Source organism: Peribacillus frigoritolerans (assembly GCF_004358755.1).
In the GTDB taxonomy this organism is placed as follows: Bacteria; Bacillota; Bacilli; order Bacillales; family Bacillaceae; genus Bacillus_P.
This window is the reverse complement of sequence record NZ_SMZY01000002.1, coordinates 261,842-288,262: the sequence shown is the minus strand read 5'-3', so window position 1 is coordinate 288,262 and position 26,421 is coordinate 261,842. Positions and strand designations below refer to the sequence as shown.

The window sequence follows — 26,421 nt, the reverse complement described above, 5'->3', positions numbered from 1 at the left end:
TAAAATGATCTCATAACCGAAGATCGATTTTGAAAGGGGAATAAATTCGTTGACTGAGCCAGGTAATAGTCAAGCTGATCTGCGAAAATTGAAGAAAACACGTTTAATCCGCATCAATGTTTTCTTTTTCTTTGTGTTTTTACTTTTCGTAGCGCTAATCATTCGGCTGGGTGTTGTTCAAATTGTTCAGGGTGAGGAATTTTCAAAGGAAGTAAGCCGCACTGAGTCAAACTATGCAAGCTTTCCTGCACCGCGCGGAAAGATGTATGACCGGAACGGAAATGTTCTTGTTGAAAATATTGGTGTTGAGGCCATCACATATACAGTAGAAAAAACAACGAAAGCATCAGATAAAATTGAAACAGCAAAAGTACTTGCATCTCTCATTGAAATTCCAACCGAATTTCTAAAAGACAGAGATTTAAAAGACTATTGGGTTGCTGCAAACCCTGAAGAAGCGGCAAAGCTTATTAAAGAGAAAGAAAAAGAGAAGAAGGGGAGCGAAACGTATCAGCTTCAAATTGATCGTGTTCCTGAAACTGCTCTGAACAAACTAAAAGGCGATAAAAAAGAACTTGAAGTAGTTGCCCTATATACACGTTTCTCTGCGGGCTATGCCTACGAGCCTCAGATTGTCACTGCTACAGGTCTGACAGAAGGCGAAGAGCTGACAAAAGAAGAACTGACTCGTGTAGCAGAAAATCTTGAACTTCTCCCGGGAATCGATGTCATTACCGACTGGAAGCGTTCATATCCGAATGGAGACCTTTTAACCGGCATTTTCGGAAGTGTTACAACTCCTAAGCAGGGAATTCTGGAAGCAAGAAAGTCATATTACACAGCGCGCGGCTATGCAAGAAATGAACGCGTGGGCCGGAGCAATCTTGAATATCAATATGAAGACTATCTGAATCCGCGAAAAGCGAAAGTGCAATATGTAACCGACAGCAGCGGCAAGGTTATTTCAGAAACGATGATCGATGAAGGCCGCCGCGGATATGACCTGAAACTGTCCTTTGATCTTGAGCTGCAAAAGCAGCTAGATACGATTGTAGAAGAAGAGCTTAGAGTGGCTCGGGGCAAAACGGGAAATCATCTTGCAGACAGAGCATTTGCCGTGATGATGGATCCGAATACGGGCGACGTTCTTGCGATGTCCGGCAAGAAGTATGATTTTGAAGATGGGAAAATTAATGATTATATAATCGGCAATTTTACTTCTCAGTATGAAATAGGATCTACCATTAAAGGGGCTACAGTTTTAGCGGGATATCAGAATGGAATGTCTCGTGGAACTGTTTATAATGACACCCCGTTATTAATAAAAGACACTAAACCCAAAAAGTCAGTGCGCAATATGGGGCCTGTAAATGATATTACTGCACTAAAAAGAAGTTCCAACGTCTATATGTTCAGAGTTGCTTACGATATAGCAGGTGAAACGTACATTCCTAATAGGACATTCAATGCATCTTCAGCTGATTTCCAAAAAATGCGAAACTATTACAGTCAGTTTGGATTGGGAGTGCCAACGGGCATTGACCTCCCTAATGAAGCAATAGGACAGCAGGCTGTTCCTCCAGATGGAGGTATTCTTTTGAACATGGCTATCGGACAGTTTGATACGTATACACCGCTTCAAATGGCACAGTATGTTTCAGTTATCGCTAATGGAGGCTATCGTGTAGAACCGAGAATCGTCACAAGCATTCATTCACCAGTAGATAATAATGAGCTAGGTTCGATTGTAACCGAGCATGAAACGCGGATTTTAAATCGCGTCAATAATTCAGAAGAAGACATTCGCCAAGTTCAACGGGGCTTTGAAGCTGTTACACAAACGGGCGGTACAGCTGCAGGCATCTTTGGCAATTATGATGTTGCAGGAAAAACAGGAACTTCACAGACAAACTACTATGGAGAGCAAAGCAAACGCGCATACTGGGGAACAGAAACAAATAACCTAGCGTTTGTTGGATATTATCCTGCCGCAAAACCTGAGGTCGCAATCAGTGTGATTGTTCCCTACACAGGAAAAACAGCCTCGCATCCTGTAAACAAATACATCGCAAAACGAGCAATCGAAGCATACGCAAACCTCGAACCAAAAGATCCGAATGCTGTATCGGAACCACCTGCAGAAACTGAAGAAAATACAGAAGAATAAGCAAGACTTGAGCTTTCCTTAATAGGGAAGCTTTTTTTTATTTCGTGAGTAACCCATTATATAGTAGGAAAAAATAAACTCATCATCAGAAAAGAGGGATAACATGGGGTTCTACGCAATAGAAAATATCCAGCTCATGAAGAGGTTTCCCGAGCTTGCGCCTGATCTTTATCAATCGTATATTGCCTTCAGCAAAGCAGTTTTAAGCGAGGGCCATTTAACAAGAAAGGAAAAAGAAATCATTGCAGTTGCTGTGTCGCATGCAACTGAATGTCCTTATTGCATTGATTTCCATACAAAAAAAGCGAAAAAAGCAGGAGCTTCACTCGAGGAATTGTTTGAAGCTGTCATGGTTGCAGCTGCTATTGAAGCAGGCGGCGCTTATGCTCACCGTACTCAGATGCATCGTGCTTACGACGGCAAGCTTGCAGAATCATTTTACAGCAGTGATGATTTAGCAAATATCAATACATTACAGGATCTTTCACCTGAAATACAGCAGACAGCAAGGGCATTTTTTTCAAAAGCTTCAGAGGAAGGAAAGCTTACTGCTAAGCTGAAGCAATTAATTGGTGTTGCTGTTGCGCATACATCTGAATGTCCATATTGCATTGCGGCGCATACAGCTGAAGCCAAAAATGAAGGCTGTTCAAAGGAAGAACTGGCGGAAGCCGTTATGACAGCAGCCCTGCTCAGATCAGGCGGCGCTGTTACTCATGCTGTTAATATGCTGCAGTCTTATGAGCAAAGCAGTGAAGAATAGCCGCACCATGAGTTGAAAACACTAAGGATAATCTTAGATAAGGAGTGAATGAAATGTCAAAAACGAACAAAAACGATGCCAATCAAAAAAACAAAAAAGGCTTCGACTCAAGTAAAATTGATTCTGAATTCAGCGGGGAATTCGGCAGCGCAGCAGCCAACCTTGCCCATAAAGAGAAAGCAAAAAAAGAAAAAGCAGCCAAAAATTTTGGCGAATATAAAGAATAATAAGAAGCCGGGACATCCCCGGTTTCTTTTATTTTTATCTAATTATGAAAAAAATTAACTTTTTCAGGAAATAAGAGAGGAATTTCGGATGAGAAAATCGAATTTTGTTAAGTAAAATCGAACGTTCTGTAGACGAAGACTATCCTCATTGAATGACTGATCTGCACTAAATTCCTCGTCATTGCCGCATTACGCTCATTTTAGCCGGTCAATCCCAACAGCAGGCACGTATAAAATGTGAAAAGAACATAAAAAGGGGGGCAATGCATGAAGCAAGAGACAGATACCGAAAATCAAGTATTGCCGCAGGCTGAATTATTTGCAGTTATGAATGAGAGTGGAAGATTCCAGTTTATGTCACTGAACAGTGAAGAGCATCTCGGCTTCACCAGTGCAGAATTTATAGGAACATCCATGAAGGATTATGTCCATAAAGACGATTTATTTTTAGTTGAGAGTTATTTTTACAACGAACACCACCTTCATCCGTGCACGTTTCGTTTTTTAATGAAGAATGGAACGTTTATTTGGCTTGAAGCAACGGTTGATTTTATTAAAACGACTTCTGCGAAAATGGAAAATCAAATCGTTCTAAAAATCAAATTGCTTAAATCCAGTGAACAGGAGAACAGGTCTAAACCTGTTCAATTGAATAATCCGCTTTTAATTGATGAAGCTAAAGAAATAAACCTGTATGCAGAGGAACTGCTTAAGAGGATGCCCTGTCCCTTATTCATCTCGCAAAAAGGCCAGTTATGCTATGTGAATCAGGCACTGATCGATTTGCTTGGGGGAAGTTCAAAGGAAGATTTGCTTGGATTAGATGTGCTCGATATTATTGATCACGACTATCATGATATTGTGAAAAACCGCATTCAAAGAATGCAGAGAGGCTCGTATGTAGGGCTTATTGAACAAACGTGGAGAAGACTTGATGGTACTCCTGTTGAAGTAGAAATTAAAGCAGCTCCGACGCTATTCAAAGGCCAGCCGGCAGAGCTGGTTGTTCTAATTGATATTTCATCCAGAAAAAAATTCCAGAAAATCCTGCAAAAAAGCCGGGAGAGGTATCAGCTTCTCATTCAAAATTCCATTGATACGATTGCTGTTATACATCGGGAAAAATGGGTGTTTATCAACGAATCAGGGGTGAAGCTTTTTGAAGCAGAAGATTATCCAGATATGCTCGGAAAAAGCATCTTTTCCTCCCTGGACCCTGAATATCATGAACAGGTCAAAGAAAAAATGCATAATATCGTCCATTTAAGAACGGATGTTGAAATAACTAAGCAATCATGGCATACATATAAAAACAGCACAATCTATACAGAAATGGTCTGCATCCCTACTACATATTTTGGTGAACCTGCTGTACAGGTGATTTTAAGAGACATTTCAGACCGGAAAAAAGCAGAAGAGCTGATGCTCCGTTCTGAAAAATTGTCCGTGGCAGGTCAGCTTGCAGCTGGAATAGCCCATGAAATCCGGAATCCTCTGACAGCCATCAAAGGGTTTCTTCAGCTGATGCGTTCAGCAGGAAAAGGGGAAGCGACCTACTTTGACATTGTCTTCTCTGAATTAAACCGGATTGAACTCATCTTGAGCGAACTGCTTATGCTTGCAAAACCCCAGGAAAGAATTTTAAAGGAAACGAATTTATATACGCTGATTGGGGATGTTGCAACCCTCCTTGAAACACAGGCAATCATGAATAACGTCATGATTGTGCATCAGCACCCGCAGGATCAGATGTGGATCAAGTGTGATCAGAATCAAATCAAACAGGTCTTTATCAATTTATTAAAAAATGCAATTGATTCCATGCCTAAAGGGGGAAAAGTGACATTGTCCTCCGGTAAAGAAGGCGATTATATTCTTGTCCGCGTAATAGACGAGGGTGAAGGCATTCCGCCGGAAGCGCTGAAAAAAATAGGTGAGCCATTTTATACAACCAAGGAGAAGGGAACGGGTCTGGGTTTAATGATCACGTATAAAATTATTGAAAACCATAAAGGCAGCATATCTATTGAGAGCGAGCTTGGACGCGGCACGGTCTTTACTTTAAAGCTGCCGGCGGCTGAAGCCGGAAAAAACTAGCCGGCGAAGCACTTAAAGCATTCGCAGGCTAGTTTTTCATTAAGGGATAGACAGCCTATTTTATAGAGAGCAAATGCTTCTCCATTCTATTCAGAGCCTCCTCAAGCTGCTTATAGCTGCAGGCATAGGATATCCTGATAAATCCTTCCCCAAACTCTGAAAATGCGGAACCGGGAACGACCGCAACGCCTCCATCTTTTGCCAAAGAATAAGCGAAATCGAACGAAGATACGTTAAATTGACCGATGCTTGGAAAAATATAAAAGGAACCATCGGGTTTAACGGTTGGAAGACCCATGCTTACTAATCTCTCATACACATAATTCATTCGTTTTTCGTATTCCTCATTCATTGGAACAGCATCATTGATTCCTGCCGTAAGTGCTTGAATTGCCGCTTTTTGAGAGATAGATGAGGCACAGGATACGTTGTACTGATGTACTTTTAAAAGATGCTTCGCAATTACAGCAGGCGCAAATAAAAGACCGATTCTAAATCCTGTCATACTGTGGGATTTGGATAATCCATTAATGACGATGGTCTGCTGCGGCAAGTATTTGGCAATCGATTTGTGTGTTCCGTTAAACACAAGCTCACTGTAAATTTCATCTGATAGAACAAAGATATCTCTGCCCCTGATAACATCGGCGATTTTCTTCAGCTCATCCTCGTGCAAAGTCACTCCCGTCGGATTCGAAGGATAGGGAAGGACAATGCAGCGGGTTTTTTTCGTTATTTTTTGGTTGATCAGCTCAGCAGTTAACCGGAAATCATGTCCTGCTGTATCGATATGTACAGGCACTGCCCCGCACAGGGAGATGATGGGTTCATAGCCTGGATAAACGGGGCCCGGAAGGATGACTTCACAGCCTTCTTCAAGGATGGCTCTAAAGGAAATATCAATAGCCTGGCTTGCACCTGTTGTGACGATTATTTCATTTTCAGGATTATAGACTAAGTCATATTTCACTTTAACGAATTCAGCAGCGGCTTTTCTGAGTTCAATATATCCTGCATTATGAGTATAAGTAGTGAAATTTTCATTTATTGCTGCAGCAGCAGCTTCTTTTACATGAGCAGGGGTAAAAAAGTCAGGCTGTCCGATTGTCAGCGAGATTGTGTCTTCAAACTGCGAAACCATATTGAAAAACTGCCGTATTCCCGAAATTTGAATGTTTTTCACGTTTTTATTTATGAGATGTTCCATCTTGTTCATCCTTTTTATGTAGTTATTGTTCCATCATACACAATTCTTTCGCCTATATCATCCTTTCTTTCTCTGTTTAGGAACATAGAATAGGGGGAATAGAAGAAGAATAAAATTCAAAGCAAACAGAAAAGATGTGACATAATGATACGTACACTTGCCGTTCAATCATCAGGTGCAGTTACTTATGACCTGCCATTAAAAGAATTGAAAAATCCTGATATTAAATGGTATTGGGTGGATTTTCAGGATCCAACAGCAGAAGAGATTAAGCTGTTAAGCAAATTTTTTAAATTTCACCCGCTTGCCATTGAAGACTGTGTAGAATTTGTTCAAAGACCAAAAATTGATACATATGATACATACCTATTTGTCGTCATGCATTCCATTCATCAAAAAACGTTAGATGCTGAAGAACTGGATCTGTTTGTAGCCAAAAATTACGCAGTAACCTTTCATAAAAAATCAATTCGCGATTTGAATAATATATGGTTCAAACTAAAAAAAGACAATCTTCTTCAGGAAGGCGGCCCTTCGCTGTTAATGCATCAGCTGATGGACCAGCTTGTAGATGAATACTTCCCGCCTGTATACCAGCTTGAAGACCAGTTAAATGAAATAGAGGAAAACACAAAAGACTTAACCATCAGTGAACTGATGGAAGGCGTTTTTGACATCCGCACAGATTTATACAAACTGAGAAGAACGATTATTCCAATGCGGGATTTACTGTACCGTATGATCAGCTCAAATGGTTTAAAAGCTTATATTAAAGATGAGATTTACTTTCAGGACATTTATGACCATCTTCTGAAATTAGTTGAAATGATTGACGCAAACCGTGAACTTAGTGCGGATATACGCGACAGTTATCTTTCCATCAGTTCTGACAGAATGAACAGGGTTATGATGACCCTGACAGTCATTTCGTCCATTTTCCTCCCTCTTACATTTATTGCCGGGCTCTATGGCATGAATTTTCAATATATGCCGGAGCTGACAGGAAAATATAATTACTTTATTGTCGTTGCCATCATGGTATTTATTGCAGCCGGCATGATTTACTTTTTTGCCAAGTTGGGCTGGTTCAGGTATCACAAAGGAACAAAACTTTAAAAATGCCGTCATAATTCTCAGTGCGTATTCGAATTCTATCCTATAGAATGAAAGCAACCGGAGTGATTCTATGCTGATTGATGAAACTTTGCTGACAGATAAGGAAATACAGATCGTGAAAAAATTGAAGGAGGAGATGTTCTTTGCCATATCCTACGAACATCTTTCCTTTTATAAAAATGAAATTAATGCCATAATGAATCAAGCCTCAAGAAGAAATTCGTTTTTGATGCAAACGAACAATAGTTTAAAAGAACCAAGCTGCCTCTAAGGCGGTTTTTTTTTGAGAAAAATTCAGGTCATACATAGTATAATAAGGGAAAAAGGATCAAAAGGCGGGATAAACGTGAAGAGAATAGCTGTAATCGGCCAATCTGGAGATATTCCCGAAGACATTCAATTAATAAGTGAAGAGGTTGGAGCAGAAATTGCGCAGAGAAATGCCGTGCTCCTGACTGGCGGCGGCAGCGGAGTGATGGAAGCTGCATCAAAAGGGGCAAAACAGGCAGGCGGACTCGTCATTGGCATTCTCGCAGGAGATGAAACGCATGTTGCAAATGATTATCTGGATGTTCCCATCACAACCGGCATGTCGTTTGATTACCGAAGCTTGATCTTAATTCATTCATCAGACGCCATCATTATGATTCGGGGCGGAAACGGCACGCTTGGAGAACTGTCAGCCGCCTACATGAATAAAAAGCCGGTTGTCGTCATCGAAACATCAGGCGGATGGGCGACCAAAGTAAAGGAAGTCGCTTTCGAAGGTGCCTATCTTGACGAGAGAAGGACCGTTGAAATTCACTATGCAAACACAGCTAAAATGGCAGTAGACAGAGCGTTCCTGCGAATTGAACATCCTCTCGACGAAGGAAAGAATACCGGTATCATTGGAGATTAAAAAATCAGACCTTGTGGGGTCTGATTTTTTTCGTGGAGTGAATTCTAATTTCTGCCTTGTCTAAACGGGCGATTCCGCTTTTCGGGTGTCCAGCTCCATCGCCCAACTCCTCGGCCAGAACGGCTCCGTCTGTAAAGGCAAAAAGCGCCTTTTCAGCCGGATCCTTATCTGTCTGTCGGAGCTAAACGGGCGATTCCGCTTTTCGGATTAACGGCAAGAAAAAGAAGCTATTCTTTGTGTATCGATGCCGAAATAATCCCATCTGAATTGGCGCGGTCTCCATCTGTATCCTGCTACAGATGTTCTGCCGACAAAGGTTGGGTAAAACCAAAAGCTTCTGCCGTTGTTAAGCCAGACGTACGTAAAACGGAATAAACAGCCGCTGATGGCACCTGGATCAACCGCAAAAAGGGATGGTCCCTGCTGGGGGATTTGACTTGGCGGCGGTCCTGTTGGCGCCTGACCCTGTCCTCCTCCTCCAAATCCTGGCGGCGGTCCTGGCGGCATTCCGCCTCCCGGTCCGAAACCTCCGGGACCAAATCCTCCCGGTCCGAATCCGCCTCCTGGTCCAAATCCTCCGCCTGGCGTTCCAATGAATATTTGACGATTATATGGATAATACATATTCACATTCCTCTCCTCATTAGCCTACACATACACCATATGCAGGAATAGAAGAGGGAGTGATAGTGGAATATTCTGCAGACAAATTAAATTTGGCAGACGCGATGAGGACAACATTTGAGGATTGAGTAAGAAAAATGGTATCAAATGGACTCTATGAAGGTATTTAATCTCTAAATTCAGTTATGAACTTGGAGGACGTTTAGATTTTGCAGCTTACTTTCCAATTCAGAGTGAATACTGTCCAGAATGCCTTTTTTACTAGCGGAAATCTTTCATTTACTTGCCGGATTGGCGGATTTACTTTCTTTTTTCCAGCTGCCTCCTAAATTCACATCACAACCTTTGTAAAATGCTCTTTTACCGAAGACGGTTTTGGGAGTGAGAACAGAGGAATCAAACGGACTCTATGAGTACCCAATCCCGAAGCTAATCCTTTATCTTTCTGCCTGCGATAACAGGGATTTCAGCTTCACACATTGTCCAGCTCCGCCTCCTAGCCCCTTGGCCATAACAAATCCGGCAGTAAAGGCAAAAAGCGCCTTTACTGCCGGATTCTTATCTGTCTGCCCGAGTCTAACCAGGCGATTCCGCTTTTCTCATTGTCCAGCTCCATCGCCTAACTCCTCGGCCAGAACGGCTCCGTCTGTAAAGGCAAAAGCGCCTTTTCAGCCGGATCCTTATCTGTCTGTCGGAGCTAAACAGGGATTTCAGCTTCACACATTGTCCAGCTCCACCTCCTAGCCCCTCGGCCAGAACGGATCCGTCCGCAAAGGCAAAAAGCGCCTTTACGGCCGGATCCTTATCTGTCTGTCGGGTCTGAACAGTCGGCTCCGCTTTTCTATCAATACCCAAAATCCCAATCCATCTGTTCCTGCCAGACGGTAAATTGAATTTCTGAGAACTTGATTTCACGGTCATTTATTTTATAGCTGCATGTCCCGCATGCTGATTGCTTTTTTAAGTCTGCATATTTCTCTTCTGTTACATCCTCTAAGATTGTCATTTCTTGATTATGATGAAACAATAAAACGGTTCCCACCGAAAAAACACCTTCTTTTTTATTGATAGAACAGCTGAAAACACAGATTGTATTTTACCATGTTTGCAGCCCTGATCTAACAAATATAAGAAGATGTCATAAAATCGCCAAAACGAAATCGTTTACAGGAAATTTACAGTTGTTTTTTCATTTTGTAGTTGATAAAAAGCATCGGATCGATTGAAACGTAGTGCTCTGTAATAAGTGTATATCCTTTTTTAATGAAAAAGGGCTTAGCGGTAATACCTGTACAGACGGACAGGCACTTGTGATCCGCTTCCTTTGCTGTTTCTTCGAGCGCCTGAAGCAGAACGGATGCCGCTCCTTTTCCCTGATAATCCATATGAGAATACAGAAAGTGAATTTCTCCGACATGTGACAGGGTTCCAAATCCAATAATCTTTTGGTTTTTGGTGGCTACAAGAGTTGTATTCGCCGTCAGCAAATCGCTCCAATTTGAGTAATAATCCATGTTTTTGGGAGCGAGCGCATTCAAATGCATATCGGAATAATCTTTGCGGTTGACTTCATGTACAGTCCCTATATAAAGATTGACAATGGTGTTCAGGTCTTTTGGTTCGAATAATCTAATTTTCATCAGCACCACCGAGTGTTTGTAGTTTTTCTGCACGGGCATCTGCAATTAAATTCTTCAGCCAGGCAAGCTCAGCTTCTCCGTGAAGAATGGACCCTTTAATTAAATGGATCACTGCCCTTGGCAATTGTTTATAAAAGTCTAAAATGCCAGAAAGCTCTCTAATTCTTTTTTCGGTCAACGTCAGTCTTTTTTCAAGGATATCTGCTATTTCCTGCTGATTTCCATGCAAGGCAAACGCTACGCCTGTAAACAGCGGATGATATAAATTGGAGTCGGTGGACAATTCATCAAGAATCAGCTTGTGAAACAGCTTTTTCCCGGAATCGGTAATTTGATAGATGGTTTTATCGGGTCTGTTTGTATCCTTGATCACATCCACTACTTTTATATACTCCTTTTTGTGAAGCTGCTCTACGGCGTAATAGAGTGACCCTTTTTGCAGTTTCATAAAATGATCCATATGTCTTTGCTCCATCGTTTGTTTCATTTCATAAGGATGGGCATCCCGTTCCATTAAAAGACCGAGAATAACTAATTTCATGGACATCGTGTACCCTCGCTTTACCGAAGCTGATGCAGCTCTTTTCAGCTTACTTAAATTATATAGTCTAGTTTGACCATTTAGCAATGATTTTACTTCGTGATTCATGTTTTAAAAGACAGGGAATGAAAAGATTATGAATGTTTTTTATAAATCTTTCAATTATTGAATGTATCAGGTAAAATAAAGTGTTTGAAAAAATTATTTCCTTTATGGGGGAAACTAAGTGTTATCTATTATTAAACCTTTACTTGTCAACATTACGATTTTATTTTCGCTGACCTTTAACGCAAATCTATTTTTCCCTTTTAATACAAAGCAAAAGCCTTCTGTAAAACAAAGGGTCATTTACGGGCTGATCAGTGCATTTGGGGCCTTGCTTTGCATGGCCTATCCTATTGAAACGCTTGGTGAAACTTACTTTGATTTAAGAATGGTGTTTGTCCTGATTGTAACCCTTTATTCAGGCTGGATTTCAGGAGGAATTGTCCTTATTGTAACATGTCTTGCAAGATATTTAATTGGGGGAGACTTCTACCTGATCGGGATTATCATCACTCTGGCAGCTTACGTAATGGGGTTATTGTTCAGAAAGTATTTTATTCAAACAGAAATGAAGTACATAAGCGGGACGGCTATAGTAGGCACCTATTTTCTCGTCTACATTACAATCATCTATACGTATATAAATTTTCTGGAATTTCAATTTTACTTGGTTTACTTTTTAGCGTTTTATCTTTCCTACATGTCGATGATTTTTATTATTGAGAGCTTGATTAAAACCAATAAACAATTTGATGAGATGGTTTATGTCGATAAACTGACGACAATCGGTCAGATGGCAGCTGCCATTGCTCATGAAATCAGGAATCCAATTACAACGGTCAGAGGTTTTATTCAATATATCCAGCAGGATACAAAGGATGAAAATTTAAGAAAATTTTCCCCTTTAATTCTGGATGAATTAGACCGCACGAATAAAATCATCACAGACTATTTACAGCTTGCCAAGCCCCATCATCATGAATTGACCAAAATAGAAATTGATGGAGTTTTAGAAGACATCATAGAGCTATTAAAACCTCTGGGATCTTATTCAAATGTGACTTTAACTTATGAAAGCGAAGAAAAAAGTTCAGTATATGGCGATATTGCACTTTTGAAGCAATCATTAATGAATGTGATTAAAAATGGAATAGAAGCCATGGAGGACGGCGGTGATATTCAAATTACTAAAAAAACAAATTATGTGAACGGCACTGTGATCATTGTTATTAAAGATGCTGGAAAAGGAATGACAGAAGAGGAACTGCAGCATTTAGGCCTGCCGTTTTATACAACAAAATCAAAGGGGACTGGCCTTGGTTCCATGATTACGAACCGGCTTATCCGTGAAATGAAGGGCACGGTTGAATATGAAAGCGAGATTGGCAAAGGAACAACTGTGACAATCAGTCTTCATTTGTTTCAGTAAGGAAGGAGAAACGTACGTTCGCGGAGAAGTGAGGAATAGGGGGGATTTCTATGAAAACAATGGAAGAAATGAAAAATCATTATAGCAGCTTTGATTCCTGGATCCTGTCTTTAAAGCAAATGAGAAATGAAGAATGGTTTCAGCCTATCCAAGAAGGAAAATGGTCTGCTGCAGAAATCGTTTCTCATTTGATTGCCTGGGACCGTTTTACGTTAGATCAGAGACTTGGTAAGCTTAAGGAAAATGCCGTACTGGATCCATTTCCTGATTTTCAGAGTGTGAATGACAGGGCAGCGGAATATGCAAAAAGCGGGATAACTAAGGATGAACTTATTGCTGAATTTATGGAGGTTCGCTCTGCAGCAGTTGATGGTTTATTGAAATTTGAAGGGGAAGAACTTCAATTTCATTTTAAAATTGGCGATCATCCATTTACGATTGCAAGCTACATGGAGGATTTTATTGGTCATGATCTCCATCATAAAGCTCAAATTGATGCCTTCCTGGAAAAAACGAAAGCACCGGGATAGCATGACAGATTTTCTGATCCAGGCACTCGCGGCTGCCGGTGCGATTTTTTTGTTCAGTGCTGTTTTGATCTTGATAAAAATTAAAAAATAAGCAGAAGAAAACCGCTCAGTTGCCTGAGCGGTTTTCTTGTATTCAGCGGACGATTTCCGCCTTACTATATTGTATGTGTAATAAAGTTTGCAAGAAACAAAAGCGCAATGACGTATAAAGGCAGCGCTACTTCTCTTGTCCGCTTCATGACCAGTTTTAAAATCGGGTAAGCAATAAATCCAAAAGCCATTCCATCAACAATGCTGTACGTGAGTGGAATGAGCGCGATAATCAGGAATGCCGGAAAGCTTTCCGTAAAATCTTTCAAATCGATGTTTTGGATATTCTGAATCATCAATCCGCCGATTAAAATGAGAATAGGAGCAATGGCACTGTCTGGAATCATTTTGATATAAGGCAAAAAGAACAATGAACTTAAAAACAGCAAACCGGTTGTTATTGCTGTTAAGCCTGTTCTGCCCCCTGCTGAAATTCCAGCTGCTGTTTCCACTGTGCTCACAGTGGGGCTTGTGCCGAATAGTCCTGCTGTAATGGCAGATATCGCATTTGCCCGAAGCGAGCCAATGTATCTGTCAGGTCTGTTTATCATGTTAACATGCCCGTGAACAAGTCCGATATTTTCAAAAACGATGACCATCGTCAATGAAAAAGTCGCTGTCCAAAAGGCGAGATCCGCTATTTTTTCAAAAGACATCGCACCGAAGATTTCAAAATAAGAACCCATTGAAAATGCAGATGCAGGACCTTGTGTGCTGTTAATCAAACCGAACCCTGCAGCAATGGCTGTACCAAGCAGAATGCTGATTAAGAAATTGCCTGGAATGTTTCGCGCAAACAAAGTAATCGTAATAAGCAGGGTGATCAGTGTGACAATCACATGGGGATCTGTAAAGTCGCCCAATTTAACAAATGTCGTGTCGCTGCCTGTTACAATGCCGCCTTTTTGAAGACCAATGAATGTAAGGAAAATACCGATTCCAACAGTAATGGCTTCTTTCAGCGAATTTGGAATAGAAGCGCTGATAATGCCTGAGAGCTTTGTAAACGCAACGATGGCAAAAAGAATGCCGGATATAAAGACAACTGCAAGTCCTTCTTGCCATGAAAGTCCCATCGATCCGCAGATTGTGTACGTAAATAATGCATTAACACCCATTCCAGGAACTAGAATGATGGGAGTATTGCCGATAAAGCCCATCAAAATGCATCCTGCAAATGAAGTTAAGATGGTTGCAATGATTCCTGCTTCAATCGGAATGCCGGCGTCAGCGAGAATCGCTCCATTTACGACAACAATGTACACAATGGTAAAGAAGGAAACCATTCCTGCAAGCAGCTCTTTTTTGACCGTCGTGTCATGTTGCTTAAGCTGAAAGTACTTATGCAATTTTTAAAACCTTCCTTGTAAAGTAACCCTCGACCCAACCCGTACAATCGGCAAACGCCGATTCACATATAGCATTATATCAAGCCGGGAGACTTTGTGCATTATCTTTATTTGTTATTTTTAGGCTGTACCCGCGCTGGTGTTAAATATTTGTAAATAAGCAGGGAGTTCCAGTTCAGGTAAAGAATTTATATGGGAATAAAACTAATTAAAAGTATGGGGGAACTTATATGGCCCAAATAGATCAACAGCCGGATGCGTTAAAAAAACAGCAGAGAGCATGGCATCTTTATTTTTCCCTTCCGATCCTGTCATGGGCGCTTTATGATTTTGCCAACACCATTTTTTCTTCAAACATTACGACCATCTTTTTTCCTTTTTATCTTCAGGAAGTGATCGGTGAAAACGAACGCCTCGATCAAATAGCAAGCACATTTATCTCGTACGCCAATGCTGCTGCAAGCTTTTTCCTTGTTCTTTTTTCACCGCTGTTCGGCGTGATGATTGACAGATCGGGCAGAAAAAAACGATATATTCTTCCATTCACCCTAATAACAGTTGCCTGCACCATATTAATGGGAGTCTTCGCTATGACACATTTTTCCCAGACCATATTTGGCCTTCCCCTGGCATTAGTGTTTGTTATTTTGCTGTTTATCATTGCGAAATTTTTTTACCATTCAAGTTTGATTTTCTACGATTCCATGATATCGGATCTAGGAACACAGAAAGAAATTCCATTAATTTCAGGTTTTGGAGTTGCGGTTGGTTATGTAGGAACGCTGGTTGGATTAACAGTGTATCCTTTTATCGAAGACTCGGGCTATCATCATGCTTTCATTCCGACAGCTCTGATGTTTCTTCTTTTTTCACTGCCATTATTTCTTTTTGTAAAAGAAGAGCCGATTTTGCAGGAACAGAAAAAGTCTTCTTTCATAAGCGGCTATAAGGAAATTTATCAAACATTTAAAGATATACGTACACATAGGGCTGCGTTTTTGTTCATGATTGCTTACTTCTTTTTAAACGATGCGATTGCCACAGCCATAACAATGATGGCAATTTATTCAAAAGCTATTGTCGGTTTTTCATCAGGCGAGTTTATCCTTCTCTATCTCGTCTCTACAGTTGCAAGCATCGCAGGATCATTTGTTTTTGGTTATATTACAAAGTCAATCGGGACGAAAAGAAGCATTACGCTTGTGGCAGTTATACTCCTGATAGCTCTTGCTTTCGCGGCATTTGCTGTCAATCCGCTGATGTTCTGGATAGCGGGAAGTTTATTTGGTGTATCCCTTGGTTCAATGTGGGTTACATCCAGAACTTTTATTGTTGAATTGACTCCAAAAGAGAAGAGAGGTCAATTTTTTGGACTTTTTGCTTTTTCCGGCAAAGTCTCATCTATTGCAGGACCCCTACTGTACGGGACAATTACGCTTGTACTGGCAGATTACGGCGATATCGCAAGCCGAATTGCCATTGGATCTCTGATGGTCCTTGCTTTAATTGGTCTGATTGTTCATTCATTCGTTCCGCATGAAGATAGATAGCAAAATCCATTATCAATGCCTTTGTTCTATTTATGGGTGAGATGCTTATGTAATATCCCATGACAAGGAGCCGCTGGGGAGCTGACTCTGCAGGACTTGCAGATGAAAAAAATTATCATTCAATGCAAACACACTCTCTAAGAAAAAGCTTGAGACCCGTCTCAAGCTTTTTATCTGGTTTCCTTTATAAAAAAGAAGACAGTCCGATAATAAACCTATATGGGTTATTTTTTACGGAGAGAGGAAGAATACAATGCAGCAAACCGAGATTTTATTAGAAAGCGGAACAAATGAACTTGAAATCGTCGAATTTACAGTGGCAGGGCTGAAATTTGGCATTAATGTGATAAAAGTAAAAGAAATTATCCAGCTCCAAAGCATCACAAAGGTTCCCCATGCTCATCCAAATGTGGAAGGAATCACTGAGCTTAGGGGAGAAGTACTGCCAGTCGTCGATGCAGCAAAAGCGCTCGGTCTTGATCAAAGTGAAAATCCTCATTCAGATAAGCTGATTGTAACCGAGTTTAATCAGCAAAAAGTTATTTTTCATGTTCACAGTGTGACACAAATTCACCGGATTTCATGGAGTTTAATCGAAAAGCCATCCAGGCTTTATCAGGGGCTGGAAAGCCAAATAACAGGTGTTGTGAAATGGATGGGCGAGATGATTCTGCTGCCTGATTTTGAGAAAATGATGGTGGAATTAAATCCCGAATCAGGCATTCATATTGATCAAGTGAAAAAAATGGGAACACGGGAACGTTCTGCAAAAAGAATTGTGATTGCGGAGGATTCTCCTTTACTGAGAGGTCTTCTTCATGATACCTTGCAAGAGGCAGGCTTTGTAAATCTTGAGTTTTTTGAAAATGGAAAAGATGCATACGAGTATTTGTATTCATTGTCTGAAGAGGGCAAGGAAGTGAAAGATGAAGTTCAGCTTGTGATTACGGATATTGAAATGCCGCAAATGGACGGCCATCATTTGACGAAACGAATGAAAGAAAATAATAAGCTCGCCATCCTGCCGGTTATCATCTTTTCGTCTTTAATCACAAACGACTTGAAACATAAGGGTCAAAAAGTAGGAGCCGATGCACAAGTCAGCAAGCCTGAGATTGCTGAACTGGTTACTAAGATTGATCAATATATTCTTTAAAAATAGCAGGTGATCAAAATGAATCTAACAGATAGAGCAAAACGATTTGCAGAAGCCGCCCATGAAGGGCAGGTCCGGAGACTTAACGGAGGTCCATACTTCACACACGTGGAGAACACAGCGCTCATTCTCTTTAAAGCTGATTTCAGAGAAGAGGTTGTTGCAGCTGGATTCTTGCACGATACAGTAGAGGATACGGAAACATCACTCCAGCAAATAAAAGAGTTGTTTGGTGCGGATGTTGCCTCTCTTGTTGCTTTTAATACCGAAGATAAATCATTGAAATGGGAAGAAAGGAAGCAGCACACCATACATTCGGCCCTGCATGCCCGCGCTGAGGAAAAAGCGGTTTTAGCGGCAGATAAACTGGATAACCTTGAAAGCCTTATGAAGGAACACAAGAAGCATGGAGATGATATCTGGAGAATGTTTAACCGCGGCAAAGACAAACAGGCATGGTATCACCGTTCAATTGCCGAAAACCTTTTTAAGAACCTTGAACCTAAAGAGGTTCCGAGTTTTTTCTTCGTATACAAACGCCTGGTTGAGGAGTTTTTCAGCGAATAGGATAGATGCCGGATAACAGGGAAAAGAGCATGGTCCAAAATGGATCATGCTCTTATTCCGTAACGGTCAGTAGCTTTCGCCTAAACGTTTAAAGACTGGTTTTTTGTATGTAGGAGAAGGTTTATTAGGAGCTGATCCAGCAGGCGTTGATTCCCTTATGCCAACATATTGCTGCAGCAGCGCTTTAGCTTTTGCTAAAGATAAATGTATTTTTGGGTTCCGGTATGTTTGATTCAGTGAACCAAGATGTGGGAGGTTTTCGAAGTCTTCTTTTGTGGGAGGCATATGAAAATAATATTCTCCTGCAGAGACAAGTACATCTGATTGCTGTTTGCTGTTTCTGGGATTATTGGAAAAGTGGAGACCTTCCTTTTTTGCCTTTCCCTCACTCAGCAGTTTATGAAGTGCACGCTTTTTAAGCGTATATAAAAACTTAGGGTCCGGAGCTGTTTTTGCATGGCGGTTCACAATATAAATCGCTTTGGCAATATTTTCAGTTGTCGGCTTCAATGGCTGGTTTCGATTATGATCGTCCATTCTTTCTCTCCTTTGCTGGTTATTTATGCTTACTCTAAATTATACGTTTTCATGTGTAAAATGCAACTTATTCGAAAAAAGTGCATGAACTGGATGATCATAATAAAGAAAGGGATAAGATCGTTCAGTATAAGCGGATGTCTCCCCCAAACCGCTTATACTGATTTTGATTCTTCACCGTTTTGGCCGTTCAATACATTCAGAAATAGTTCTGCAAACACCGGATCCCATTGGGTGCCTTTTCCTTCCTTGATAATGGACATCGCTTTTTCAGGCGCCATGCCGCGTCTGTAGGGGCGGTCAGATGTCATGGCATCATAGGCATCCGCAACGGCCATAATTCTCCCGTATAATGGAATGTCAGTGCCCGTCAGTCCTTCAGGATACCCCATGCCGTCATAGCGTTCATGATGGTACTTCACACCGGGGATGAGCGGCTCCATCATTTCGCCAGGCTGCACATTCGATAAGATGCCGGCTCCAATGACCGGATGCTTCTTAATTTCTTCGAATTCCGCGTGTGTCAGCCGTCCTTCCTTAAGCAGAATGCTGTCCCTTATGCCAATTTTGCCTATATCGTGGAGCAGGGCGGATTTCCGGAGGGTGTCCAGGCTCTCTTCACATAATCCTGCTTCTCTGCCGATTAATACGGAATACTCCGCTACGCGGACTGAATGGCCGGCTGTATAAGGATCTCTTGCATCGAGTGCCAATGCTAGCGTTGTATACAGGCTTTCAAGAAGCTGACTGTTAATCTGATCTCTTTCTCTAAGTCCGCGGATCATTTTATTAAAGCCTGCGATCAATTTCGAAAATTCATCAGAATACACTTCATTTCTGTAGGAAAGGATCCCCTGCTCAACCTCTGACATGCCATCCTGGAGCTTTTCAATTGGTTCCGATATATTTTTAAACAATAAAAATGCACCGAACACTGCGAACAAGACAGACACCATTAAGATTAAAATGGCCCAGCTCCAATATTCAGATAAAAGCGGAACGGCATTTTCCTGAAAACGAATTTGTGTGGCCAATGTAAATAAGAGAAGGGGAAAGACCCCAATATAAATCGCGCTGTACAGCACCTTCTGCTGAATGGATATATGGATTTCCGCTTCTGATGTTAAATCTGCACCGTGGAGCATCAGCGCTTTGTTCCGAAGATTGATCAGCATAGGCTTAACCGCTTTTGAAGATAAGAAAAACTCAATGATGCTGTGCATTCCGGCAATCAGGACAGCTCCCACTGACGCCAGAAGAGTATAGTAAAGCGGCAGACTGAGCAAATCATACCGGATAAACAATGCTGCCATTAAGACGGCGGGAATTGATAGACCGAAAAGATGGGGTCCGAAAATCCGGTAAACCGTAAGCAGTGGAAAGCGATGTGTTTGTCTGAATGCATTCTCGATGGCTTCAATGGAAAGATCTCCATTTTTAAATACCCGCTTGATGGGATCTATATGCTTTCTGAATGCAAACCATTCACAAAGCCCCATGCAAACAATGGATATACATAATATAAATACCAGAATGCCTATTTCAAAAGCAGTGATGACTAAAGTGGAAAACATGAATAAAGAGCCGATTCCAAAAACAGCGATGAAAGATCCAATAAAATAATTAACCAGGAGTTTTTTTAAGAAATCTTTATATGTGTTCAAACAGTGCCACAACCTTTAAAGTCAGACTTCCTCAATTATATCGGCCATTTATCCGAAAATTTAACAGGTTTTAGTTTAAAAAGGTAAAAGAGGGGAATCAAAAAAGACAGCGCGCGCTGTCTTTTTTGAGAGATAAGAAAGGATAAAATATTCGCATCAATGGCAGCGGGATCGCTCAGGCTCCTCGGACAGAAAGGATCTGCCATGCCTGAGCTAAACGGTCGCTTGCACTTATCTTATTGGAGGTTAAGAGATATGAACTTGTCCTTTCCTGTTTGAAGCGAGATGCGGTCTCTTAGCCTCTGAATATTCAAGCTCCCTGCTCAGCTTCGGCAGGGTAAATGCGTAAAAAAGGAAGACAAGAAGAATTACGGTCGCCATTCCGTAATAGAGATACTCAACATTGCTGATGATTTTCGGGAAAAGTATGGCTATCATCCCGAGGGTGATCGATTGTGCAAACATCATGAGAGGATCAATCCAGCCGCTGACCCGGCCCATCAGCTTAGGGTGCACAATTTTCGGCATCCAGCCGCCAATGGCTATATTTATAGGACCAATGCATGTCCCAATCATAAAAACAACAGCTAAAAAGATACCCGTATGATCTGTCAAACCTAATATGTATATCAAAATGCCGCTCAGGAAAATCGGATAAATCATCATCTGATGCGGTTTGATTTTAGAGGAAATGAACGTCCCGATTCCGCTTCCGGCAAGAAGTCCGATTCCAAGTGAAATCGCAAAGTATGAAGCGTATTTTTCGTAGTTATCAGGTGACAGCTCATACTTCATCGTAAAGATTGGCAATATGGCAAATGCTCCGTTTACAAATCCAAACACAAAAAATCCGAAAATCAGAGATGCTAATAATTTATTTCTGGCAATATAAAGGATTCCATCTTTGAAGTCTCTGTAAGAGGCCCCGATGCTGAAATCTTTCCATTTTATTTTTCCATTTGGCAGCCTTGCTTCCATCGGGATTTTGCATCTGCGTATCAGAACGGCAGAGATGACAAAACTGAAAAAATCAACAGCTACAGCTCCCTGCAGTCCGATCGTTTTATAGGCCAGAGCTCCGAGTCCGACACCAAATACCATGAAAATACTGAACAGCATCTGATTCAGGCCTGCTGCCTGGGCATATTGATCTTTGTTCAAAATACTCTGTACAAGACTTGCTTCTGCAGGATAAAAAAACTTCGTAACCGCACTCCGCAGGAATAATAAGAAAAACACGAGCGGAATGGAATTTAAGAATAATGAGCCAAAAAGAAGGACGGTAAGAAAAGCTCTGATCCAATCACAATTTTCAGCTACTTTTTTCCGGTCAAACCTGTCAGCTACGACACCGACTAAGAAGAAAACAAATAGAGTCGGAAGGGAATACATGAGCTCAGCCATTGTTGCAAAAGAGGGCTGATGGCTGAATCGGTCCAGCAAATAAAAGGCAAAAGCCATATTACCGATTGTCGTGCCCATTTGTGATGCCAAAGCAGCAAAAAAGAGCTTCACAAAATTTCTATTTTCAAAGATTTTCATCACACAGCTCCTTATTTTGCAGGGTATCGGTCACAGTAGTTATTATAATAGAAAAAAGTTTATATTAATATGAAGTTTTTGTAAAAAAATGGCTGATTCTTAATTAGGTCTTATGATAACCCTTGTACCGTTTGGAACAATCGACCCCAGTTCAAGCACATCCCGGTTTTGCATTCGGATGCATCCCCTTGAAACTGCTTTGCCGATGGAGCTTGGATCATTTGTTCCGTGAATGCCGTAGTGAATTTTAGACAGACTCAGCCAGAGCACTCCGAAAGGGCCGCCCGGGTTCGGTTCCCGGTTGACAATGACATAATCGCCGATGGGTGTTCCGCTTACTATTTTCCCTACAGCGATCGGGTAAACCTTCATTACTTGTCCGCTGTTATAAAGAGTCAGCGTTCTCTTGCCGACTGAGACTGAAATTGTATACGGGATAGAAGCAGGTTCGGGCAGACCCGGAATAATAATTGGCTGTCCGACGAGCAGCACATTTGGATCAGTCAGATGATTGACTCTGATTAGAACAGCAGGGCTGACCCGGTAGTTGAGCGCAATTGTGTTCAGAGTTTCACCTGGTTTTACTAGATGGACCATAGACAACTCACCGCTTTACCATAATTTTGACTGACTGTGCTACAGCTTATGTCTGAACAGGGTGTTTGTTGCCCCGTCCGAATAGATGAGAATTGGCATGCTGTGGTATAATTTTTTGTATATTCAGAGGAGTTGAACGAATTTGATTAAAGAAAAATATGCAATCATCGATATTGGTTCAAATACAATGAGGCTCGTTATCTACCAGAGAGATAAAAGTCAGCGTTTAAAAGAAATTGAGAATGTGAAAATTGCCGCACGGCTCCGAAATTATTTAAATGATGACTCCTTCTTAAATGACGAAGGAATCAGCGTTTTAGTTTCAGCTCTTCACAGTTTTCAGGAAGTGACAAGACATCATGACCTGAAAAACGTAAAATGTGTTGCCACTGCAACAATCAGACAGTCAGAAAATAGAGAAGCCATTTTGGAGAAGGTGCAACAAGAAACAGATTTTTCAATCCGCATTCTGTCTGAATATGAGGAAGCCTATTACGGCTTTTTGGCTGTTGTCAATTCCACTCAGATCAGCAGCGGAATTACAATTGACATCGGCGGGGGAAGCACAGAAATTACATATTTTGAAAATAGAAAACTGATTCATTATCACAGTTTTCCGTTTGGCGCTCTTTCCCTTAAAAAATATTTTGTGAAACAGGAAATTCCGACTGAGAAAGAAGTGGATGATTTAAAGCAGTTCCTCTCGAGGGAATTTCATACGCTTCCATGGCTCTCAAATAAAGAATTGCCGATTATAGCAATCGGGGGCAGTGCCAGGAACATCGTGCAAATTCATCAGGCCATGCAGGAATATCCGCTTGCAGGGGTTCACCTTTATGAAATGACTCATAGAAATCTGACAGATGTTCAGCACTTTTTATCTACTTTATCGCTGCATGAACTGCAAAGAGCAGACGGATTGTCAAAAGACCGTGCGGATACAATCATCCCTGCTGCTCATGTTTTTACAGCACTGTATGAAATCGTCCGTGCCGACAATTTTATTTTAAGCAGAAAAGGACTGAGAGACGGTGTTTTTTATGAAGACTTGAGGAAGGGAACTGGCTCGGCCATATTCCCCAGTGTTATTGAAGAAAGCTTTCATGAGCTGCTCAGTGATTATGATATCGACCTTCATCATGTTCAGTATGTAACCAAGATCGCGATAAAGCTGTATAAAGACCTTGCTGAAAAAGGACTGCTTTCCTCGTCAGATGACGATATTATCTTAATCAGAAGAGCATCATTTGTCTATAATCTTGGCCAGTACATTGATTCTGAATCCAGCAGCCAGCATACATTTTATTTAATTGCCAACCGGACAATCGACGGACTTCTTCACAAGGAACGGCTGCAGCTCGCACTGATTGCTTCTTTTAAAAGCAAATCAGCGTTTAAGCAATATGGTGCGCCATATAAACACTGGTTCTCTAAAGTGGAACAGAGGAATATGATGCTGCTTGGCGCGATCATTAAGCTCGCGTACAGCTTAAATGCAACGAGAAGAAATATCATTAATGCGCTGAAACTTGAAGAAGATCATGATCGTGTAAAATACACTGTCGTTTGTGATGGGAATTACAGTCCTGAGCAATACCAGGCAGAGAAGCAAAAAAAGAATTTAGAAAAGATCTTAAAGAAAAACATTGTGTTTCATTTTCAGAAAAGCTGAGAGCCGCATTCACTGGCCAGATTGAAATCACAAAAATTGTCGCGTACGATTCAATCTGGCTGATTCAGCAAAATCAGTACTTTTCTTGATCTTATTTTTACAAAAACCACATACAATATTTACAATAAATTTACATCTCCCTTTCTTTAAAGTGCTATCATAACAGGTGAATCCAAATGACTAATTTAAAAGGGTGACTTTTTACATGAGCACAGTAAACATCGATCAGATATTGCTTGGTAACCCTCTTTATTACAACAACCGCGAATTAAGCTGGCTTGCTTTTAATAAACGAGTATTAGAAGAGGCCATTGATGAACGAAATCCCCTGCTTGAACGGCTGAAGTTCCTCGCGATTTTCAGCTCTAATTTAGACGAATTTTTCATGGTCCGGGTCGCAGGGCTTAAGGACCAGGTGAAAGCAGGCTTCAGTAAGCCTGAAAACAAAGCAGGACTTACCCCAAAGCAGCAGCTGTCGCAAATAGCCGAACAGAATCATTCACTTGTAGAGCTGCAAACACGCACATTCAACGAGATGATCGTGCCTGCTTTAAAAAAAGAAGGCGTTGCGTTTGCAACCGTCAGAAGTTTATCTCCTCACCAAAAAAAGATCATAGAGCAGTATTTTGACGAACATATCTTTCCTGTTCTTACCCCAATGGCTGTTGATGCATATCGTCCCTTTCCGATGCTGCTGAACAAGAGCCTCAACCTTGTCATTAAACTCGAAGATCAAAACGAATCAATTGAATACCGCACGAAAACCGCTATCGTTCAAGTGCCTGCTGTATTAGAACGCTTCGTTTCCATTTCTCCGCCTGAAGGAGGACATGAATATGTTCTTCTGGAAGATATTATTGCCTATTATATTTATAAACTATTTCACGGATTTGACGTGCTTTCCGTCACCCCGTTCAGAATCACGCGCAATGCGGATATGACGATCCATGAAGAAGGCGCCAGGGACCTTCTTAAGGAAATTGAAAAGGAATTGAAGAAAAGAAAATGGGGAGCTGCCGTCCGACTTGAAGTGAGAAAGGATTTCTATGATTCTCAAATGATGTCCTATCTTCTGGAAGAATTAGAAATTCATAAAAATGATGTTTATGAGATTGACGGGCCGCTTGACTTTACTTTTTTATTTGGTTTTTATAAAGAGCTAAGTACAAAATTTGATCATCTTACATATGAAACATTCATCCCCCAGCCTCCGAAGGACTTATCCTCAAATGATGATATCTTTGAAGTTGCTGCTGCTCAGGATTTATTTTTGCATCATCCATATGAATCATTTGAGCCTGTTATTGATTTTGTTTTGGATGCTGCAGATGATCCGGATGTCCTTGCTATCAAGCAGACTCTCTATAGAGTAAGCGGGGGTTCGCCTGTTATTGAGGCCCTGAAGCGTGCAGCGGAAAAAGGTAAGCAGGTGACCGTGCTTGTTGAACTGAAGGCTCGCTTTGATGAAGAGAATAATGTCCAATGGGCAAAAGAGCTTGAAAAAGCAGGCTGCCATGTGATTTACGGAATGACCTACTTAAAAACACACAGCAAGATTACACTGGTTGTAAGACGGAAAAACAGCCGAATTGAGCGGTTTGTCCACTTAGGAACAGGCAATTACAATGATCAGACTGCAAAAATTTACACGGATATGAGTTTAATCACTTCCAACCATAAGTACGGAATTGATGCCACCAACTTCTTTAATTATTTGAGCGGTTATACTGAAAAACCGGAATTTCACCATATTTCTGTAGCCCCGTTTGACATACGCAGCGACTTTTTAGAGCTTGTCGATCATGAGATTGATTATCACAAGCACCACGGAAATGGCAGAATCATTGCCAAGATGAATTCACTTACAGACAAAGTCATTATCATGAAGCTTTATGAAGCATCAAATGCAGGTGTGAATATAAACTTGATTGTAAGAGGCACCTGCTGTTTAAGACCGGGTATTAAAGGCATCAGCGAAAATATTAAAGTGCGGAGCATTGTAGGCAGGTTTCTTGAGCACAGCAGAATCTATTATTTTCATCATAACGGAGAAGAGAAAATGTTCCTTTCATCTGCAGACATGATGACCAGAAATATGGAAAAGCGTGTCGAAATTCTCTTTCCTGTTTTTGACGGCAGCATAAAATCAAGAATTTCAAACCTCTTGTCCATCATGCTGACAGACAATGTAAAAGCGCGGGAGCAAGATCCTTCCGGGAACTATCAATATGTCTCAAGACTAGCTGATGAACCTGAAATCGACAGCCAGGCAATCCTTGCACAGCTTTCATACAGGGTATCAGAAGACGAAGAATAATGATTAAGGGTGCTTAAACAGCACTCTTTTTTCTGATAAAAAAAAGAGGGAGGTTTTAAAGAACTCCTTGTGTTACTATTAGGAAAAATGAGA

General features: G+C 41.1%; 24 protein-coding genes. 14 read left to right on the top strand and 10 right to left on the bottom strand.

The window, feature by feature from the left end:
- Window positions 1–49: 49 nt before the first annotated feature.
- The 4 genes from E2R53_RS08940 (at window position 50) to E2R53_RS08930 (ending at window position 5,254) form a co-directional block, all read left to right on the top strand.
- Entirely contained in the window at window positions 50–2,167 is a 2,118-nt protein-coding gene (locus E2R53_RS08940) for a peptidoglycan D,D-transpeptidase FtsI family protein (protein WP_133311430.1), read from the top strand.
- 103 nt (window positions 2,168–2,270) lie between these two features.
- On the top strand, window positions 2,271–2,930 hold the full coding sequence (locus E2R53_RS08935) for a carboxymuconolactone decarboxylase family protein (RefSeq protein WP_133311429.1): 660 nt from the start codon (window positions 2,271–2,273) through the stop codon (window positions 2,928–2,930).
- A 53-nt stretch (window positions 2,931–2,983) separates the two neighbouring features.
- Window positions 2,984–3,157, top strand: coding sequence for a hypothetical protein (locus E2R53_RS23185; protein ID WP_165970935.1), 174 nt, complete (start codon window positions 2,984–2,986; stop codon window positions 3,155–3,157).
- Between the two features lie 267 nt (window positions 3,158–3,424).
- Complete coding sequence (locus E2R53_RS08930) at window positions 3,425–5,254, top strand: PAS domain S-box protein (protein WP_133311428.1); 1,830 nt, start codon at window positions 3,425–3,427, stop codon at window positions 5,252–5,254.
- 55 nt (window positions 5,255–5,309) lie between these two features.
- Here the strand turns inward: E2R53_RS08930 and E2R53_RS08925 are convergent, their stop codons facing one another.
- Window positions 5,310–6,461: an aminotransferase A gene (locus E2R53_RS08925; protein WP_133311427.1), complete on the bottom strand. Its 1,152-nt coding sequence runs from the start codon at window positions 6,459–6,461 to the stop codon at window positions 5,310–5,312.
- A gap of 144 nt (window positions 6,462–6,605) precedes the next feature.
- Between E2R53_RS08925 and corA the strand changes: the two genes are divergently transcribed.
- From corA to E2R53_RS08910, 3 genes are all read left to right on the top strand, one after another.
- Window positions 6,606–7,577 (top strand): magnesium/cobalt transporter CorA, encoded by a 972-nt coding sequence (gene corA, locus E2R53_RS08920; protein WP_133311426.1) that lies wholly within the window; start codon window positions 6,606–6,608, stop codon window positions 7,575–7,577.
- Between the two features lie 70 nt (window positions 7,578–7,647).
- Window positions 7,648–7,848, top strand: coding sequence for a hypothetical protein (locus tag E2R53_RS08915; RefSeq protein WP_133311425.1), 201 nt, complete (start codon window positions 7,648–7,650; stop codon window positions 7,846–7,848).
- Window positions 7,849–7,860: 12 nt separating this feature from the next.
- A complete protein-coding gene (locus E2R53_RS08910; RefSeq protein WP_286166124.1) occupies window positions 7,861–8,478 on the top strand; it encodes a TIGR00725 family protein in 618 nt (205 codons plus the stop codon).
- Between the two features lie 207 nt (window positions 8,479–8,685).
- Here the strand turns inward: E2R53_RS08910 and E2R53_RS08905 are convergent, their stop codons facing one another.
- From E2R53_RS08905 to E2R53_RS08890, 4 genes are all read right to left on the bottom strand, one after another.
- A complete protein-coding gene (locus E2R53_RS08905) occupies window positions 8,686–9,102 on the bottom strand; it encodes a collagen-like protein (RefSeq protein WP_133312233.1) in 417 nt (138 codons plus the stop codon).
- Between the two features lie 844 nt (window positions 9,103–9,946).
- Window positions 9,947–10,144, bottom strand: a complete 198-nt coding sequence (locus tag E2R53_RS08900; RefSeq protein WP_070877110.1) for a hypothetical protein — start codon at window positions 10,142–10,144, stop codon at window positions 9,947–9,949.
- A gap of 133 nt (window positions 10,145–10,277) precedes the next feature.
- Complete coding sequence (locus E2R53_RS08895) at window positions 10,278–10,742, bottom strand: GNAT family N-acetyltransferase (RefSeq protein WP_165970934.1); 465 nt, start codon at window positions 10,740–10,742, stop codon at window positions 10,278–10,280.
- On the bottom strand, window positions 10,732–11,289 hold the full coding sequence (locus tag E2R53_RS08890; RefSeq protein WP_165970933.1) for a PadR family transcriptional regulator: 558 nt from the start codon (window positions 11,287–11,289) through the stop codon (window positions 10,732–10,734). The genes E2R53_RS08895 and E2R53_RS08890 overlap by 11 nt, the downstream gene beginning before the upstream one ends.
- 220 nt (window positions 11,290–11,509) lie before the next feature.
- Between E2R53_RS08890 and E2R53_RS08885 the strand changes: the two genes are divergently transcribed.
- Window positions 11,510–12,757, top strand: coding sequence for an ATP-binding protein (locus E2R53_RS08885; RefSeq protein ID WP_133311422.1), 1,248 nt, complete (start codon window positions 11,510–11,512; stop codon window positions 12,755–12,757).
- Window positions 12,758–12,807: 50 nt separating this feature from the next.
- On the top strand, window positions 12,808–13,287 hold the full coding sequence (locus tag E2R53_RS08880) for a DinB family protein (protein WP_133311421.1): 480 nt from the start codon (window positions 12,808–12,810) through the stop codon (window positions 13,285–13,287).
- Window positions 13,288–13,442: 155 nt separating this feature from the next.
- Here E2R53_RS08880 and E2R53_RS08875 read toward each other — a convergent pair whose 3' ends face one another.
- Complete coding sequence (locus tag E2R53_RS08875; protein WP_206197371.1) at window positions 13,443–14,726, bottom strand: NCS2 family permease; 1,284 nt, start codon at window positions 14,724–14,726, stop codon at window positions 13,443–13,445.
- A gap of 230 nt (window positions 14,727–14,956) precedes the next feature.
- Between E2R53_RS08875 and E2R53_RS08870 the strand changes: the two genes are divergently transcribed.
- From E2R53_RS08870 to E2R53_RS08860, 3 genes are all read left to right on the top strand, one after another.
- On the top strand, window positions 14,957–16,276 hold the full coding sequence (locus tag E2R53_RS08870; protein ID WP_133311420.1) for an MFS transporter: 1,320 nt from the start codon (window positions 14,957–14,959) through the stop codon (window positions 16,274–16,276).
- A 253-nt stretch (window positions 16,277–16,529) separates the two neighbouring features.
- Complete coding sequence (locus E2R53_RS08865; protein WP_133311419.1) at window positions 16,530–17,432, top strand: chemotaxis protein; 903 nt, start codon at window positions 16,530–16,532, stop codon at window positions 17,430–17,432.
- 18 nt (window positions 17,433–17,450) lie between these two features.
- Complete coding sequence (locus tag E2R53_RS08860) at window positions 17,451–17,999, top strand: HD domain-containing protein (RefSeq protein WP_133311418.1); 549 nt, start codon at window positions 17,451–17,453, stop codon at window positions 17,997–17,999.
- A gap of 66 nt (window positions 18,000–18,065) precedes the next feature.
- On the opposite strand, the gene E2R53_RS08855 is transcribed toward E2R53_RS08860, so the two are convergent.
- The 4 genes from E2R53_RS08855 to E2R53_RS08840 form a co-directional block, all read right to left on the bottom strand.
- Complete coding sequence (locus E2R53_RS08855; RefSeq protein WP_133311417.1) at window positions 18,066–18,536, bottom strand: YkyB family protein; 471 nt, start codon at window positions 18,534–18,536, stop codon at window positions 18,066–18,068.
- A gap of 155 nt (window positions 18,537–18,691) precedes the next feature.
- On the bottom strand, window positions 18,692–20,200 hold the full coding sequence (locus tag E2R53_RS08850; protein ID WP_133311416.1) for an HD domain-containing phosphohydrolase: 1,509 nt from the start codon (window positions 20,198–20,200) through the stop codon (window positions 18,692–18,694).
- Window positions 20,201–20,446: 246 nt separating this feature from the next.
- Window positions 20,447–21,742: an MFS transporter gene (locus tag E2R53_RS08845; protein WP_133311415.1), complete on the bottom strand. Its 1,296-nt coding sequence runs from the start codon at window positions 21,740–21,742 to the stop codon at window positions 20,447–20,449.
- Window positions 21,743–21,841: 99 nt separating this feature from the next.
- Window positions 21,842–22,339 (bottom strand): L,D-transpeptidase family protein, encoded by a 498-nt coding sequence (locus E2R53_RS08840; RefSeq protein WP_133311414.1) that lies wholly within the window; start codon window positions 22,337–22,339, stop codon window positions 21,842–21,844.
- 142 nt (window positions 22,340–22,481) lie between these two features.
- Here E2R53_RS08840 and ppx point away from each other — a divergent pair, with 142 nt between their 5' ends.
- The gene (ppx, locus tag E2R53_RS08835; RefSeq protein ID WP_133311413.1) at window positions 22,482–24,011 is read left to right on the top strand and encodes an exopolyphosphatase; all 1,530 of its coding nucleotides are present in this window, start codon (window positions 22,482–22,484) and stop codon (window positions 24,009–24,011) included.
- 205 nt (window positions 24,012–24,216) lie between these two features.
- On the top strand, window positions 24,217–26,328 hold the full coding sequence (locus E2R53_RS08830) for an RNA degradosome polyphosphate kinase (RefSeq protein WP_133311412.1): 2,112 nt from the start codon (window positions 24,217–24,219) through the stop codon (window positions 26,326–26,328).
- Window positions 26,329–26,421 lie beyond the last annotated feature (93 nt).